Annotated in this window: 16 protein-coding genes; 14 read left to right on the plus strand and 2 right to left on the minus strand. The window is 75.5% G+C overall.

Features of this window, described 5'->3' with window-relative positions:
• Positions 1 to 21: 21 nt before the first annotated feature.
• Complete coding sequence (locus ACI79L_RS10450; protein WP_456936723.1) at positions 22 to 768, plus strand: SAM-dependent methyltransferase; 747 nt, start codon at positions 22 to 24, stop codon at positions 766 to 768.
• Positions 769 to 860: 92 nt separating this feature from the next.
• On the opposite strand, the gene ACI79L_RS10455 is transcribed toward ACI79L_RS10450, so the two are convergent.
• Positions 861 to 1,352, minus strand: a complete 492-nt coding sequence (locus tag ACI79L_RS10455) for an inorganic diphosphatase (RefSeq protein WP_387987239.1) — start codon at positions 1,350 to 1,352, stop codon at positions 861 to 863.
• Positions 1,353 to 1,420: 68 nt separating this feature from the next.
• Here ACI79L_RS10455 and dacB point away from each other — a divergent pair, with 68 nt between their 5' ends.
• The 10 genes from dacB (at position 1,421) to ACI79L_RS10505 (ending at position 10,728) form a co-directional block, all read left to right on the plus strand.
• The gene (gene dacB, locus ACI79L_RS10460; protein ID WP_456936724.1) at positions 1,421 to 2,842 is read left to right on the plus strand and encodes a D-alanyl-D-alanine carboxypeptidase/D-alanyl-D-alanine endopeptidase; all 1,422 of its coding nucleotides are present in this window, start codon (positions 1,421 to 1,423) and stop codon (positions 2,840 to 2,842) included.
• 39 nt (positions 2,843 to 2,881) lie between these two features.
• Complete coding sequence (locus ACI79L_RS10465; RefSeq protein WP_456936725.1) at positions 2,882 to 3,967, plus strand: zinc-dependent metalloprotease; 1,086 nt, start codon at positions 2,882 to 2,884, stop codon at positions 3,965 to 3,967.
• 13 nt (positions 3,968 to 3,980) lie between these two features.
• Positions 3,981 to 4,991, plus strand: a complete 1,011-nt coding sequence (gene tilS, locus ACI79L_RS10470) for a tRNA lysidine(34) synthetase TilS (protein ID WP_456936726.1) — start codon at positions 3,981 to 3,983, stop codon at positions 4,989 to 4,991.
• The gene (gene hpt, locus ACI79L_RS10475) at positions 4,988 to 5,575 is read left to right on the plus strand and encodes a hypoxanthine phosphoribosyltransferase (RefSeq protein ID WP_456936727.1); all 588 of its coding nucleotides are present in this window, start codon (positions 4,988 to 4,990) and stop codon (positions 5,573 to 5,575) included. Before tilS ends, hpt begins: the two co-directional genes overlap by 4 nt.
• Positions 5,576 to 5,776: 201 nt before the next feature.
• Entirely contained in the window at positions 5,777 to 7,813 is a 2,037-nt protein-coding gene (gene ftsH / locus ACI79L_RS10480) for an ATP-dependent zinc metalloprotease FtsH (protein ID WP_456936728.1), read from the plus strand.
• Positions 7,810 to 8,427, plus strand: a complete 618-nt coding sequence (gene folE, locus ACI79L_RS10485; RefSeq protein ID WP_456936729.1) for a GTP cyclohydrolase I FolE — start codon at positions 7,810 to 7,812, stop codon at positions 8,425 to 8,427. The genes ftsH and folE overlap by 4 nt, the downstream gene beginning before the upstream one ends.
• The gene (gene folP / locus ACI79L_RS10490) at positions 8,424 to 9,287 is read left to right on the plus strand and encodes a dihydropteroate synthase (protein ID WP_456936730.1); all 864 of its coding nucleotides are present in this window, start codon (positions 8,424 to 8,426) and stop codon (positions 9,285 to 9,287) included. Before folE ends, folP begins: the two co-directional genes overlap by 4 nt.
• Positions 9,280 to 9,660: a dihydroneopterin aldolase gene (folB, locus tag ACI79L_RS10495; RefSeq protein ID WP_456936731.1), complete on the plus strand. Its 381-nt coding sequence runs from the start codon at positions 9,280 to 9,282 to the stop codon at positions 9,658 to 9,660. Before folP ends, folB begins: the two co-directional genes overlap by 8 nt.
• Entirely contained in the window at positions 9,657 to 10,160 is a 504-nt protein-coding gene (folK, locus tag ACI79L_RS10500) for a 2-amino-4-hydroxy-6-hydroxymethyldihydropteridine diphosphokinase (protein WP_456936732.1), read from the plus strand. Before folB ends, folK begins: the two co-directional genes overlap by 4 nt.
• A gap of 31 nt (positions 10,161 to 10,191) precedes the next feature.
• Entirely contained in the window at positions 10,192 to 10,728 is a 537-nt protein-coding gene (locus ACI79L_RS10505) for a DUF3180 domain-containing protein (protein WP_456936733.1), read from the plus strand.
• Positions 10,729 to 10,732: 4 nt separating this feature from the next.
• Here the strand turns inward: ACI79L_RS10505 and ACI79L_RS10510 are convergent, their stop codons facing one another.
• The gene (locus tag ACI79L_RS10510; protein ID WP_456936734.1) at positions 10,733 to 11,917 is read right to left on the minus strand and encodes an ABC transporter ATP-binding protein; all 1,185 of its coding nucleotides are present in this window, start codon (positions 11,915 to 11,917) and stop codon (positions 10,733 to 10,735) included.
• Positions 11,918 to 11,920: 3 nt separating this feature from the next.
• Here ACI79L_RS10510 and ACI79L_RS10515 point away from each other — a divergent pair, with 3 nt between their 5' ends.
• From ACI79L_RS10515 to ACI79L_RS10525, 3 genes are all read left to right on the plus strand, one after another.
• Complete coding sequence (locus tag ACI79L_RS10515; protein ID WP_456930050.1) at positions 11,921 to 12,652, plus strand: ABC transporter permease; 732 nt, start codon at positions 11,921 to 11,923, stop codon at positions 12,650 to 12,652.
• Positions 12,649 to 13,389, plus strand: coding sequence for an ABC transporter permease (locus ACI79L_RS10520; protein ID WP_456936735.1), 741 nt, complete (start codon positions 12,649 to 12,651; stop codon positions 13,387 to 13,389). Before ACI79L_RS10515 ends, ACI79L_RS10520 begins: the two co-directional genes overlap by 4 nt.
• A gap of 161 nt (positions 13,390 to 13,550) precedes the next feature.
• Complete coding sequence (locus tag ACI79L_RS10525; protein WP_456936736.1) at positions 13,551 to 14,561, plus strand: glycine betaine ABC transporter substrate-binding protein; 1,011 nt, start codon at positions 13,551 to 13,553, stop codon at positions 14,559 to 14,561.
• The last annotated feature ends 74 nt before the right edge of the window (positions 14,562 to 14,635 follow it).

Below are 14,635 nucleotides of genomic sequence, written 5' to 3' on the forward strand. Positions count from 1 at the left end.
GGGCTGCGCCAGACTGCCGGCGTGGACAGAGCCCTCCTCAGCGCCGTCGCCCACCGCTGGCACCCGGTCGCGGCCCCCGTCTCCGACGACGCCCTCGCCCGGCTGATCGCGCGGCTGGCCCCGCCCGAGGACGGCCGGGTGCTCGACCTCGGCTGCGGCTCCGGCGCCTGGCTGCTGCCGCTGGTGGCCGCCCACCCCGGCGTCGTCGGCGTCGGCGTGGACACCTCCGCGCCCGCCCTCGACGCCGCCCGGGACCGCGCCGCGCTCGGCGGCCTGGTCGGCCGGGTCGAGTTCGTGCAGGCCGACGCGGCGGCCTGGCGCGGCGGGCGGTTCGACGTCGTCGTCTGCATCGGCGCCACGCACGCCTTCGGCGGACCGGCCGGGACCCTCGACGCGGTGCGCGGCCACCTGCGCCCCGGCGGCCGGGTGCTGTTCGGCGACGGCTTCTGGGAGGCCGGGCCCGGCGAGGCGGCGCTGACCGGCCTCGGCGCCGAGCCCGGGGAGCTGCCGGACCTGCCCGGGCTGCTGGCCGAGGTGACCCGGGCCGGCTTCGAGCCCGGCTACGGCCACCTGTCCACGCTCGCCGAGTGGGACGAGTACGAGTGGTGCTGGACCGGCGCGGTCACCGAGTGGGCGCTGACCGAGGCGACGGGGGAGGACCGCGCCGCCGCCCTGGAGGCCGCCCGCACGCACCGGCGCCAGTGGCTGGAGGGCTACCGCGGCGAGCTGGGGTTCCTGACCCTCGTCCTGCACGACACCCGGCGCTGACACGACGACGGCGGTGCACCCCGCGGAGGGGTGCACCGCCGTGCGTCGTCCGTCGTGCGCTCGGAGGGCCGGTGGATCGCCCGGGGCGGCGGTCAGTGGCCGCCGGCCTCCTGGGCCCGCTTGATGGAGGCGTCGATCTCGGCCTGGGCCTCGGCCCGGCCGACCCACTCGGCGCCCTCGACCGACTTGCCCGGCTCGAGGTCCTTGTAGGTCTCGAAGAAGTGCTGGATCTCCAGCCGGTCGAACTCCGAGACGTCGGTGATGTCCTGCAGGTGGGCCATGCGCGGGTCCGTGGCCGGGACGGTGAGGACCTTGTCGTCCCCGCCCTTCTCGTCGGTCATCCGGAACATGCCGATGGCCCGGCAGGTGATGAGGCACCCGGGGAAGGTCGGCTCCTCGAGCAGCACGAGGGCGTCGAGCGGGTCGCCGTCCTGACCCAGGGTGTTCTCGATGTACCCGTAGTCGGCCGGGTACCGCGTGGAGGTGAACAGCATCCGGTCGAGCCGGATGCGTCCGGTGGCGTGGTCCAGCTCGTACTTGTTGCGCTGGCCCTTGGGGATCTCGATCGTCACGTCGAACTGCACGGCACGTAGTGTGGCCCACCGGTATCAGGCCCACCGGCGCAGGTCCGCCCCGGGGTCTCGTACGGGGGGTGGGCAGCATCGCGCCGAACGGTCCGACGACGGTCACGCCGAGCTACCGGCGGCTGCGCCGGCGCCTGCTGGTCAGCGCCCTGGCCGTGCTGCTGGTGACCGCGCTGGTCGTCGGCGGGGTCCTGTTCCTGACCCGGGACGACGACGCCACGGGCACCGCCGCCGGGCCCGCCGCGGTGCTGCCCGACGTCGGCGACCCCGCGCCCGTGCTCGCCGCGCTCGCCTCCGACGCGCCCACCCCCGACCCCGACGTCCTCGCCGCCGAGCTGGGCCCGCTGCTGGCGGTCCCGGCGCTGGCCCGCGGGGTGAACGCCGAGGTGGTCGACGTCGCCACGGGGGAGACCCTGGTCGACCAGGGCGCCGGTGACCAGGTGACCCCGGCCTCGACGGCCAAGCTGCTCACCGCCGTCGCGGCGCTGACCGCCCTGGACCCCGACGACACGCTCGCGACGACGGTCGTCGCCGGGGCGGCCCCGGACGAGGTCGTCCTCGTCGGCGGCGGCGATCCGACCCTGTCCACGACCAGCCCCTCGCTCACCTACCCGGGCGCGGCCACCGTCGCCGACCTCGCGGCCCAGGTGCGGGCCGCGCTGCCGCCGGGCACGACGGTGGGCCGGGTCGTCGTCGACACCTCGCTGTTCGAGGGGCCGCTGACCGCGGAGGGCTGGGGGCCGGAGGACGCGCCCTCGAGCTACGCCGCCCCGGTCACCGCGGCCGCGGTGGACGGCGCGCGGGTGGTCCCGGGGGAGAACGCCCGCAGCGGCCAGCCCGGCACCGACGCCGGGCGGGCGCTGGCCGAGGCGCTCGGCGTCCCGGACGCGGCCGTCGAGCTCGGCGAGGCCCCCGACGGCGCGACGACGCTGGGCACCGTCCGCTCGGCGCCGGTCGCGCGGCTGGTCGAGCAGGCGGTGTCGCAGTCGGACAACCTGCTGGCCGACTCGCTGGCCCGCCACGTCGCCCTGGCCCGCGGCCTGCCGCCCACGTTCGAGGGCTCGGCGGAGGCGGTCACGGGGGCGCTGGCCGACGCCGGCCTCGACACCACCGGCGTCGAGCTGTACGACGGCAGCGGGCTGTCCCGGCTGGACCTGGTCACCCCCGACCTGCTCGCCGACGTGGTCACCGGCGCCGCCGACGGCTCCCTGCCCGGCGCCTCGGCGGTCGTCTCCGGGCTGGCCGTCGCCGGCTACGACGGCACGCTCGCCGACCGCGGCGACGCCGACCCGGCCACCGCCCCCGGCGCGGTGCGCGGCAAGACCGGCACGCTGCTCGGCGTGCACGCCCTCGCCGGCACCGTGGTCACCGCCGACGGCCGGCTGCTGGCCTACGCGCTCGTGGCCAACGGCACCACCGGCGGCGGCGGGCCCGAGGAGGCGGCGCTGGACGCCGTCGCCGCGGCGCTCGCCGCCTGCGGGTGCCGCTGAACGGGGCCGACGCCCGGCCTCCGCGCGTACGGTGAGGCGATGACGAGCAGCGCACTGGTCGACTGGGAGCTCGCCGGGCGCACCGCCCGCCGCCTGGCCGGGCCCGGGCCCGCCACCACGCGGGAGGAGGCCGCCGCCGTCGTCCGCGAGCTGCACGAGGCCGCCGCGGCCGCCGTCGCCCACGTCGAGGGCCTGACCGGGCTGCACCCGGTCGCGGGCGGCCCCGTGCCGGAGGTCGCCGTCGTCGACCGGCCCGGCTGGATCGACGCCAACACCACCGGCATGGCCGCGCTGCTGGACCCGCTGGTCACCGCGCTCACCGAACGCTCGGAGAGCCGGCCCGGCCCGCTGGCCACCGCGATCGGCTCCCGCGCCACCGGCGTCCAGGCCGGCGGGCTCCTGGCCTTCCTCTCCTCCCGCGTCCTCGGCCAGTACGAGGTGTTCGGCACCGGCGGGCGGCTGCTCCTGGTGGCGCCGAACGTCGTCGACGCCGAGCGCAAGCTGGGCGTGGACCCGACCGACTTCCGCATGTGGGTGTGCCTGCACGAGGTCACCCACCAGCTGCAGTTCACCGCCTTCCCGTGGCTGCGCGACCACCTCGAGGCGCAGATCGCCGAGTTCGTCGAGGCCACCGACCTCAGCCCCGACGCGCTGCGCGACCGGATGTCCGACCTGGTCCGCGGGATCGCCGACGCCGTCCGCGGCGGGGACGGCGACGAGGGCTCCCAGGGGCTGATGGCGCTGGTGCGCGACCCCGAGCAGCGCGCCGTCCTCGACCGGGTCACCGCGGTGATGAGCCTGGTCGAGGGGCACGCCGAGTTCGTCATGGACGGCGTCGGCCCCGACGTCGTGCCCTCGGTCCGGACGCTGCGCAAGCGCTTCGCGCAGCGCCGCAAGGGCCGCGGCCCGCTCGACCGCGTGCTGCGCCGGCTGCTGGGCCTGGAGCAGAAGATGAAGCAGTACGCCGACGGGCGGACCTTCGTCGGCGGCGTCGTGGACCTCGTCGGCATGGAGGGCTTCAACCGGGTGTGGACCGGCCCGGAGACCCTGCCGCTGGTCGAGGAGCTCACCGACCCCGCCCGGTGGGTCGAGCGGGTGCACGGCCGCCCGGCCGTGACCGCCTGACCCCCGGGGCGCGGTGAGCGGCCCGCCGGTCGCGGTCGCGCGGGTCCGCAGCGCCGTCCGGCCGGGCCTGCGGGCGTCCGGGCAGCCGGTGCTGGTCGCCGTCAGCGGGGGAGCGGACTCCCTCGCACTGGCCGCCGCGGTCGCCTTCGAGGCCCCGCGCGCCGGGGTGCCCGCGGGCGCGGTGACCGTCGACCACGGCCTGCTGCCGGGCTCGGCGCAGCGCGCGCGGGACACCGCCGACCTGCTGCGCGGGACGGGACTGGACCCGGTGCTGGTCGTCCCGGTCGAGGTGGGCGCCGGGGGCGGCCCCGAGGGCGCGGCCCGCGCCGCCCGGTACGCGGCCCTGACCGGGTGCGCGCGGGAGCACGGCGCCCGGATCGCCCTCGGCCACACCCTCGACGACCAGGCCGAGACCGTGCTGCTCGGGCTGGGCCGCGGCTCGGGCCCGCGGTCGGTGGCCGGGATGGTGGCCGAGCGCCCGCCGTTCTGGCGGCCCCTGCTCGGCGTCCGCCGGGCCACCACCCGGGCCGCCTGCGCGGCCCTGGGCCTGCCGGTGTGGGACGACCCGTGGAACACCGACCCGGCCTACCGCCGCGCGCGGCTGCGCGCCGAGGTGCTGCCGCTGCTGGAGGACGTGCTCGGCGGCGGCGTCGCCCCGGCCCTCGCCCGGACCGCGGAGCAGCTGCGCGAGGACCTCGACGCGCTCGACGCGCTGGCCGACGACCACCTCGCCCGGCTCGCCGGCCCGGACGGCCTGCCGGTCGCGCACCTGGCGCCGCTGCCGGCCGCGCTGCGCCGCCGGGTGCTGCGCGGCTGGCTGCGCGGGGCGGGGGTCCGCGACCTGCAGGCGGTGCACCTGGCCGCCGCCGACGCGCTGCTGACCGGGTGGCGCGGGCAGGGGCCGGTGGCCCTCCCGGGCGGTGCGGAGGCGCTCCGGGCGTCTGGCAGGCTGGTGCTGCGGCCCGCCGGCTCCCGGGGCGGGAGGGCCGGAACCGCCCCCGACCCCGAGGAGCAGCGTCCGTGAGCGAGACCGCGTCGACCCCTGTCGTGCTGGGGCCCGACCACGGCTACGGCCCCGACATCGACCACGTGCTGCTGTCCGAGCAGCAGATCCAGGACAAGATCACCGAGCTGGCCGACCAGATCGCGCGGGACTACGAGGGCCGGGAGGTCCTGCTCGTCGGCGTCCTCAAGGGCGCGGTGCTGTTCATGAGCGACTTCGCCCGGGCGCTGCGGCTGCCCACCCAGATGGAGTTCATGGCCGTCTCCTCCTACGGCAGCTCCACCAGCTCCTCGGGCGTCGTGCGCATCCTCAAGGACCTCGACCGGGACATCTCCGGCAAGGACGTGCTCGTCCTCGAGGACATCATCGACTCCGGGCTGACCCTGTCCTGGCTGCTCAAGAACCTCGGCAGCCGCCGGCCCGCCTCGCTGGAGGTGTGCGCGCTGCTGCGCAAGCCCGACGCGATCAAGGTCGAGGTGCCGGTGCGCTACGTCGGGTTCGACATCCCCAACGAGTTCGTCGTCGGCTACGGCCTCGACTACGCCGAGCGCTACCGCGACCTGCCCTACATCGGGACGCTCAAGCCGGAGGTCTACGCGAGCTAGCGGGGTCCCCAGGACGGGGGAGGGCACAGCACCCGGGCAGCTCGCACACAGGGGACGCGCAGCCTCTCCGGTGTACCGTCGACCGCAACGACGCTGGACCGAGCGCCAGGGTGCCCGCCCGGGTCGCACGGAGCGTCACCGGACGCGATCAGGAGGGTCGACGGGCCAGGCCGGAGCCCCCCGGCCGCCCGGCATCGGTGTATGGAACGCAAGAAGATCTTCCGCTCCGTGTGGTTCTGGGTCGTCCTCGTCGTCCTGGTGGCCCTCGGGCTGTCCACCTTCCTCGGCGGCGGCTCCAGCTACGAGCAGGTCAACACCTCGGTCGCGCTGCAGCAGATCGAGGACGGCAACGTCGAGTCGGTCACGATCAACGACAAGGAACAGACCCTCGACCTCGACCTGCGCGACCCCTACGAGGGCAGCGACCAGATCAGCGCGTCCTACCCGATCGGGGCCTCCGACGACGTCTTCGCCCTGGTCTCGGGGATCGACGCGAACGGCCAGAGCACCGGTGACGGCGTCGACTTCACCACGAACGTCACGCAGGACAACGTCTTCGTCAGCGTCCTGATCAGCTTCCTGCCCTTCCTCATCCTGCTGCTGCTGCTGTTCTGGCTGTTCAACTCCATGCAGGGCGGCGGCCGCGGCGTCATGGCCTTCGGCAAGTCCAAGGCCAAGACGGTCAGCAAGGACATGCCGAAGACGACGTTCGCCGACGTCGCCGGTGCCGACGAGGCCATCGAGGAACTGCAGGAGATCAAGGACTTCCTCGCCAACCCGGTCAAGTTCCAGGCCGTCGGCGCCAAGATCCCCAAGGGTGTGCTGCTGTTCGGCCCGCCCGGCACCGGCAAGACGCTGCTCGCCCGCGCGGTGGCCGGCGAGGCCGGCGTGCCGTTCTTCTCGATCTCCGGGTCGGACTTCGTCGAGATGTTCGTCGGCGTCGGCGCCAGCCGGGTCCGCGACCTGTTCGAGCAGGCCAAGCAGAACGCGCCGGCGATCATCTTCGTCGACGAGATCGACGCCGTCGGCCGGCACCGCGGGGCCGGCATGGGCGGCGGTCACGACGAGCGCGAGCAGACGCTCAACCAGATGCTCGTCGAGATGGACGGCTTCGACGTCAAGGGCGGCGTCATCATGATCGCCGCCACCAACCGGCCGGACATCCTCGACCCCGCGCTGCTGCGCCCGGGCCGCTTCGACCGGCAGATCGCCGTCGACCGGCCCGACCTCGAGGGCCGCAAGCGGATCCTCGAGGTGCACGCCAAGGGCAAGCCGCTCGCCCCCGACGTCGACCTCGAGACCGTCGCCCGCCGCACCCCCGGCTTCACCGGCGCGGACCTCGCCAACGTGCTCAACGAGGCCGCGCTGCTCACCGCCCGCCAGGGCAACTCGGTCGTCACCGACGCCACCGTCGAGGAGGCGATCGACCGCGTCATCGCCGGCCCCGAGCGCAAGACGCGGGCGATGAGCGAGAAGGAGAAGAAGGTCACCGCCTACCACGAGGGCGGGCACGCCCTGGTGGCGCACGCGCTGCCCAACCTGGACCCCGTGCACAAGGTGACGATCCTGCCGCGCGGCCGCTCGCTCGGGCACACGCTCGTCCTGCCGACCGAGGACAAGTACACCCAGACCCGCTCGGAGATGATCGACACCCTGGCCTACGCCCTCGGCGGGCGGGCGGCCGAGGAGCTGGTCTTCCACGAGCCGACCACCGGTGCCGGCAACGACATCGAGAAGGCCACCTCGATGGCCCGCGCGATGGTCACCCAGTACGGCATGAGCGCCAAGCTCGGCGCGGTGAAGTACGGCAGCACCGACTCCGAGCCGTTCCTCGGCCGGGACATGGGCTCGCGGCCGGACTACTCCGAGGCCGTCGCCGCCGACATCGACGCCGAGGTCCGCGCCCTCATCGAGGCCGCCCACGACGAGGCGTGGGAGATCCTCGTCGAGTACCGGGCGGTGCTCGACCAGCTCGTCCTCGAGCTGATGGAGAAGGAGACCCTCTCCAAGGACGACATGGCCCGCATCTGTGCGCCGGTCACCAAGCGCCCGTCGCTGGCTCCCTACAACGGCTTCGGCAAGCGCACGCCGTCGGACCAGCCGCCGGTGCTCACCCCCGCCGAGCAGGCGGCCCAGGCCAACGGGGCCAACGGCCACGGGGCCACCGCGGCCGGCAACGGGCTGGTCAAGGGCGGCAACAACCCGGTCGGTGACGTCGGCGCCCCCGTCCAGAGATGAGCGAGATCCCGGAGGAGGCCGAGGACGAGGTCCGTCCGGACTTCTCGCGGGTCGACTCGGCGCGGGCGGAGGCCGCCGTCCGCGAGCTGCTGCTCGCGGTGGGCGAGGACCCGGACCGGCCCGGGTTGCGGGACACCCCCGCCCGGGTCGCCCGGGCCTACGCCGAGACCTTCGCCGGGCTCTGGCAGGACCCCGGCGAGGTCCTCGCCACCGTCTTCGACGAGGACCACGACGAGATGGTCCTGGTCCGGGACATCCCGATGTACTCGACCTGCGAGCACCACCTGGTGCCCTTCCACGGCGCCGCGCACGTCGGGTACATCCCCGGTGACGACGGCCGGGTGACCGGGCTGTCCAAGCTGGCCCGCCTGGTCGACGTCTACGCCCGCCGCCCGCAGGTGCAGGAGCGGATGACCCGGCAGATCGCCGACGCGCTGGCCGAGCACCTCAAGCCGCGCGGCGTGATCGTCGTCGTCGAGGCCGAGCACCTGTGCATGGGGATGCGCGGCATCCGCAAGCCCGGGTCGACGACGGTCACCTCGGCCGTCCGCGGCATGTTCCGGGAGAGCGCGGCCACCCGTGCCGAGGCGATGAGCCTCGTCCTGGGCCGGTGACCGGACGCCGCGCCGAGCTCCTGCACCCGGGCCGGTGCGTGGTCATGGGCGTCCTCAACGTCACGCCCGACTCCTTCTCCGACGGCGGCTGCTTCGCCGACACGGCGTCCGCGGTCGCGCACGGCCTGGCGATGGCCGCGGCGGGCGCCGACTACGTCGACGTCGGCGGTGAGTCCACCCGCCCGGGCGCCGACCGCGTGGACGCCGCCGAGGAGCGCCGCCGCGTCGTCCCGGTGGTCCGCGAGCTCACCGACGCCGGCGTGCGGGTCAGCGTCGACACCACCCGCACCGAGGTGGCCGAGGCGGCGCTGGAGGCCGGGGCGGTGCTGGTCAACGACATCAGCGGCGGGCTGGCCGACGACGGCATGGCCGCGCTCGTCGCCGACGCCGGCGTCCCGTGGGTGCTCATGCACTGGCGCGGCCACAGCCGGGAGATGTACGCGCAGGCCACCTACGGCGACGTCGTGGCCGAGGTCTGCGCGGAGCTGTCCGCGCGGGTCGACGCCGCCCTGGCGGCGGGCGTGGACGCCGCCCAGCTCGTGCTCGACCCCGGCCTGGGCTTCGCCAAGCAGGCGGCGCACAACTGGGCCCTGCTGGCCGCGCTGCCCCGGGTCGTGTCCCTGGGCCTGCCGGTGCTGGTCGGCGCCTCCCGCAAGTCCTTCCTCGGCCGCCTGCTCGCCGGCCCCGACGGCGCGCTCCGCCCCGCGCCGGGCCGGGACGCCGCCACCCTGGCCACCACCGTCCTGGCCGCGGAGGCCGGCGCCTGGGGCGTGCGGGTGCACGACGCCGCGGGCTCGGCCGACGCCGTGCGCACCGTGGCCGCCGTCCAGCGCGCCCGCGAGGAGGCCCGCCGTGACTGACCGCCGCGCCCCCGACCGGATCGCCGTCCGCGGCCTGACCGCGCACGCCCACCACGGCGTCTACGGCTTCGAGCGCGAGGACGGGCAGACCTTCTCCGTCGACGCCGTCCTGGAGCTCGACACCGCACCCGCGGCGGCCGGCGACGACCTGACGAAGACGGTCAACTACGCCGAGCTGGCCCAGCGGCTGCACGCCGTCCTCACCGGGGAGCCGGTGGACCTGCTCGAGACCCTCTGCCAGCGGCTGGCCGACGTCTGCCTCGCCGACCCGCTGGTCGAGGCCGCCGAGATCACCGTGCACAAGCCGCAGGCCGACCTCGGCGTCCCCTTCGACGACGTCACCGTCACCATCCGCCGCGAGCGTGCGACGTGAGCCGGGCCGTGCTCTCGCTCGGCGCCAACCTCGGCGACCGGGCGAAGGCGCTGCGCACCGCCATCGAGGCGCTCCGGGCCGACGGCCTGGTCGCCCGCTCGACGCTGTACGAGACGCCGCCGTGGGGGCCGGTCGAGCAGCCGTCCTACCTCAACGCGGTGGTGTTCGTCCGCGGCGAGCGCGACGCCGCCGGCTGGCTGGCCCGCGCGCAGGAGCTGGAGCAGGCCGCCGGGCGCACCCGCGAGGTGCGGTGGGGCGCGCGCACCCTCGACGTCGACGTCGTCACGGTGACCGCCGACGACGGCACCCCGGTCCTCTCCGACGACCCGGCGCTCACGCTGCCGCACCCGCGGGCGCACGAGCGGGCGTTCGTGCTGGTCCCGTGGCTGTCGCTGGACCCGACCGCGGTGCTGCCGGGGCACGGGAAGGTGGCCGACCTGGTCGCCGCGCTCCCGCCGGAGGACGTGGCCGCGGTCGTGCGGTGGGAGCACCTCCGGTGAGCGGGCTCGCGAGCGCACGCGGAGCTGCAGAGTGAGGCCGGTCAACCGCCGCGACCTGGTCGTCGTCGCCGTCGGGCTGGCGCTGGCCGCCTGGCTGCTGGTCCGCGTGACCTACGGCAGCCTGCCGCCGCTGCGCTGGTGGCTGCCGGTGCCGCTGGCGCTGCTCGCCGTCGTCGAGGCGCTGGGCGCCCGCACGCTGCGCGCCCGGCTGGCGGCCGAGCGCGCCGCCCGGCGCAGCGCCCGCGGGGGAGAGGCGGCGCCGCCCGCCGACCGCGGCGCGCCGCTGGTGCGCCGCGTCGAGCCGCTGCTGGTGGCGCGGCTGGCGGTGCTCGCGCAGGCCAGCGCCTTCGTCGGCGCGGCGTTCGTCGGCATCTGGGCCGGGGTGCTGCTGCACGTGGCCCCCGCGGTGTCCCGGCTGCAGGCGGCCGGCAACGACACCGTCACCGCGCTCGTCGGCGTCCTGTGCGCCGTCGCGCTGACCGTCGCCGCGCTGTGGCTGGAGTCGGTCTGCCGCATCCCGCCGGAGGAGCGCGACGACCCGCGGCAGGGGGACGGCGTCCGGGCCTAGCCGCTCACCCCCGGGCGGGCACCGGGCCGGCGGTCTCCGGAGCCGTCCCCTCCACCGAGCGGCGCAGCGCCGCGTGCAGCGACTCGGGGGTGAGCACCCCGAGGAAGACGTCGCCGTCGAGGACCGCGACCCAGCCGGCCTCGTGCTGGAGCATCGTCGCGAAGGCGGTCTTGAGCGACGCTTCGGCGGGCACCCAGGCCTCCATCCGGTGCGCCGCAGACTCGACCGTGCCGGCGCCCGTGGCCCGCTCGGCCGACAGCCAGCCGTGCAGCCGGCCGTCGTCGTCGAGGACGACCGCCCAGCGGGCGCCGCCGGCCTCCAGCGACGCGCGGGCGTCGGCCAGCCCGTCGGCCACGTGCACGACCGGCGGCCGCTCCAGGTCGTCGGGGCCGATGCCGGTGACCGCCAGCCGCTTGAGGCCGCGGTCGGCGCCCACGAAGTCGGCGACGAAGGCGCTGGCCGGCCGGCCGAGCAGCTCCGCGGGCGGCGCGAACTGCTCGACGTGGCCGCGGGTGCTCATCACCGCGATCCGGTCGCCGAGGCGGACGGCCTCCTCGATGTCGTGGGTGACGAACACGATCGTCTTGCGCACCGTCTCCTGCAGCCGGAGGAACTCCGACTGCAGCCGCTCGCGGACCACCGGGTCCACCGCGGAGAACGGCTCGTCCATCAGCAGGACGGCGGGGTCGGCCGCCAGCGCCCGGGCCACGCCGGCCCGCTGCCGCTGGCCGCCGGAGAGCTGGGCCGGGTACCGCCCGCCGTGGACGGCGGGGTCGAGGCCCACGGTGGCCAGCAGCTCGTCGACGCGGGCGCGGGTGCGCCGCTTGTCCCAGCCCAGCAGCCGCGGCACGGTGGCGACGTTGTCCCGCACGGTCTGGTGCGGGAAGAGCCCGACGTTCTGGATGACGTAGCCGATCCGGCGGCGCAGCCGGTCGGCGTCGACGCGGGTGACGTCCTCGCCGCCGAGCAGGATCCGCCCCGTCGTCGGCTCGATGACCCGGTTGATCATCTTCATCGTCGTGGTCTTGCCGCAGCCGGACGGGCCGACCAGGACCGACAGCTCGCCCGCGGCGAAGGTGAGGTCCAGCCGCTCCACGCCGACCGTGCCGTCGGGGTAGGTCTTGCTGACCCCCTCGAGCCGGATCTCCTCTGCGGTGCTCTCCGGCTGCGCATCGGCAGTAGCGTCCACGGGGTGACCTCCCTGGGTGCGCGCCCTCTGCTGGACGCGGTGAGCGACCCCGTGGCGGGGCTGCTCGCGGTGGACGAGGCGCCGAACCCGTGGTTCGACCCGTCCTACGTGACGGAGAACTGGGACTCCATCCTGTCCTACACCGGCGAGCACGTCCGGCTGACCGTGCTGGCGGTGGTGATCGGCGCGGCCATCGCGCTGCCGCTGGCGGTGCTCGCCCGGCGCAGCCGGTTCCTGTCGGCGCCGGTGCTCGGCCTGTCCACGGTCGTCTACACGATCCCGTCGCTGGCGATGTTCGCGCTGCTGGTGCCGTTCACCGGGCTGTCGTCGAACACCGTGCTCATCGGCCTGGTCGCCTACTCGCTGGTCATCCTGGTGCGGAACTTCCTCGCCGGCCTGCAGGGCGTCCCGGCCGACGTCCGCGAGGCGGCCCGGGGGATGGGGCTGTCGGCCGCGCAGACGTTCTGGCGGGTGGACCTGCCGCTGGCCCTGCCGGCGTTCATGGCGGGGCTGCGGATCGCCACGGTGTCCACGGTGGCGCTGACGACGGTCGGCGTCCTCGTCGGCCACGGCGGGCTCGGCCAGCTGATCACCGGCGGGTTCGCGGCGAACTTCTACCGCGCCGAGATCGTCACCGGCGCGGTCGGGTGCGTGCTGCTCGCGCTGCTGGCCGACGTCCTGCTGGCCGGCGCCGAGCGGGCGCTCACCCCGTGGACGCGGGCGGTGCGGGCGTGAACGACTTCTCGAGGGCGCTGGTCTACCTCAACGACCCGTTCAACTGGACCCGCCCCAACGGCATCGTCGACCTGACGCTGGAGCACCTGGGCATCTCCGCCGTCGCGGTGCTCGCCGCGATGGTCGTGGCGCTGCCGGTCGGCGTCGCCCTGGGGACGGCGCGCCGCGGTGCGGGCCTGGTCGTCGTCCTGTCCAACGTCAGCCGGGCGGTCCCGACGCTCGCGCTGCTCACCCTCTTCGCGGTCAGCCCCATCGGCTTCGGCAACCGCGCGACGACGATCGCGCTGGCGGTGTTCGCCGTCCCGCCGATCCTCACCAACACCTTCGTCGGCTTCCGCGGCGTCGACGCCGAGGTGAAGGAGGCCGCCCGCGGGATGGGGATGAGCCGGGCGCAGGTGCTCGGCCGGGTCGAGCTGCCGCTGGCCCTGCCGCTGGTGACCACCGGCATCCGCACCGCGGCGGTCCAGGTGGTGGCGACGGCGGGGCTGGCCGCGCTGGTCGGCGGGGGAGGGCTGGGCCGGCTGATCAACCTCGGGTTCGGCCAGCAGGACTACGGCGTGATGATCGCCGGCGCGATCCTCGTGGCAGGCCTCGCGCTGCTCACCGAGTTGGTCCTCGCGGTGCTGTCCTGGGCGATCACCCCGGGCCCGCGCCGGCTGCCGTTCCTGCACGCCCGCACGACGCCGTCACGGGACGGCGCCGTGCCGGAACCCACCGCCAGCGGGGTGCCGCTGTGACCTGCGTCTCCGGCTGATCGCGGGCAGGTAACGAGAGCGCAACACATCGGCGGGGGCGGTGTCGGTGTGCGGGGCACGCGGGTTGCATGGGCCGCGCGGGGGACCCCCGCCAGACACGCGTCGCGGCCGCACGCCGCACGGGACACAGAAGGCGGGACACCATGCGCACGCAGCGCGCCCTGGCTCCTCTCCTGCTCACCGGTCTGCTCCTGACCGCCGCCTGCGGCGAGTCGGGCTCCTCGGGCACCGGCGGCTCGACCGCGAGCGGCTCGGCCGCCGGCGGCGACGCCTGCGCCCCGGTGGCCGGCGACCAGCTGGTCGTCCTCGAGGACGACCAGGAGCTGCAGAACGCCGACAACATCGTGCCGGCGGTGACCTCGGCCACCGCCGCGGCCAACCCCGCGCTGGTGCCGGCCCTCGACGCGGTCTCGGCGGCGCTGACCACCGACCAGCTCATCGACATGAACGCCGCCGTCGACCTCGAGCGGCAGAGCGCCGAGGACGTCGCGGCGCAGTGGGTCGAGGACAGCGGCGTGACCGAGGGCCTCGAGCAGGGCAGCGGGCCGGTGATCGTGGGCGCCGGCAACTTCACCGAGTCGACGATCCTGGCCAACGTCTACGCCGGGGTCCTGCGGGCCGCGGGCTTCGACGCCACCGTGCGCGAGGTGGGCAACCGCGACCTCTACCTGCCGGCGCTGATCTCGGGCACCGACCTGCAGGTCTTCCCCGAGTACCTGGCCACCGTCACCGAGGCGCTCAACGCGCAGGTCAACGGCCCCAACCCGACGCCGATCGCCAGCGGCGACGCCCAGGCCACCCGCGACGCGCTGCAGCCGCTGGCCGACCAGGTCGGGCTGACCTTCGGCACGCCGTCGGAGGCCGCCGACCAGAACGCCTTCGCCGTGACGCAGGAGTTCGCCGACCAGTTGGGCGTGACCACGCTGTCGGAGCTCGCCGACGCCTGCGGGGACGGGTCGCTCGTCCTGGGCGGGCCGGCCGAGTGCCCGACCCGGCCGTTCTGCCAGCCGGGCCTCGAGGAGACCTACGGCCTGCAGTTCGCCGAGTTCCGCGAGTTCGACGCCGGCGGCCCGGCGACCAAGGCCGCCATCCAGCAGGGCGAGGTCTCGATGGGCCTGGTCTTCAGCTCCGACGGCGCCCTCGCGCAGGACTAGCGACTCCGGGCGGGCCCCCGGCCGCGGCACACGGGACGATTCCGTGCCGCAGTCGGGGGCTCGCTCAGCGTTAC

The sequence above is a fragment of the Geodermatophilus sp. SYSU D00684 genome, from assembly GCF_054050455.1.

What these genes read in the sequence shown, in the direction of transcription:
- ACI79L_RS10465 (WP_456936725.1), top strand. Translation starts at nt 2,882, where the DNA reads ATGACGAGCAGCGCACTGGTCGACTGGGAGCTCGCCGGGCGCACCGCC.
- ftsH (WP_456936728.1), top strand. Translation starts at nt 5,777, where the DNA reads ATGGAACGCAAGAAGATCTTCCGCTCCGTGTGGTTCTGGGTCGTCCTC.
- folE (WP_456936729.1), top strand. Translation starts at nt 7,810, where the DNA reads ATGAGCGAGATCCCGGAGGAGGCCGAGGACGAGGTCCGTCCGGACTTC.
- ACI79L_RS10525 (WP_456936736.1), top strand. Translation starts at nt 13,551, where the DNA reads ATGCGCACGCAGCGCGCCCTGGCTCCTCTCCTGCTCACCGGTCTGCTC.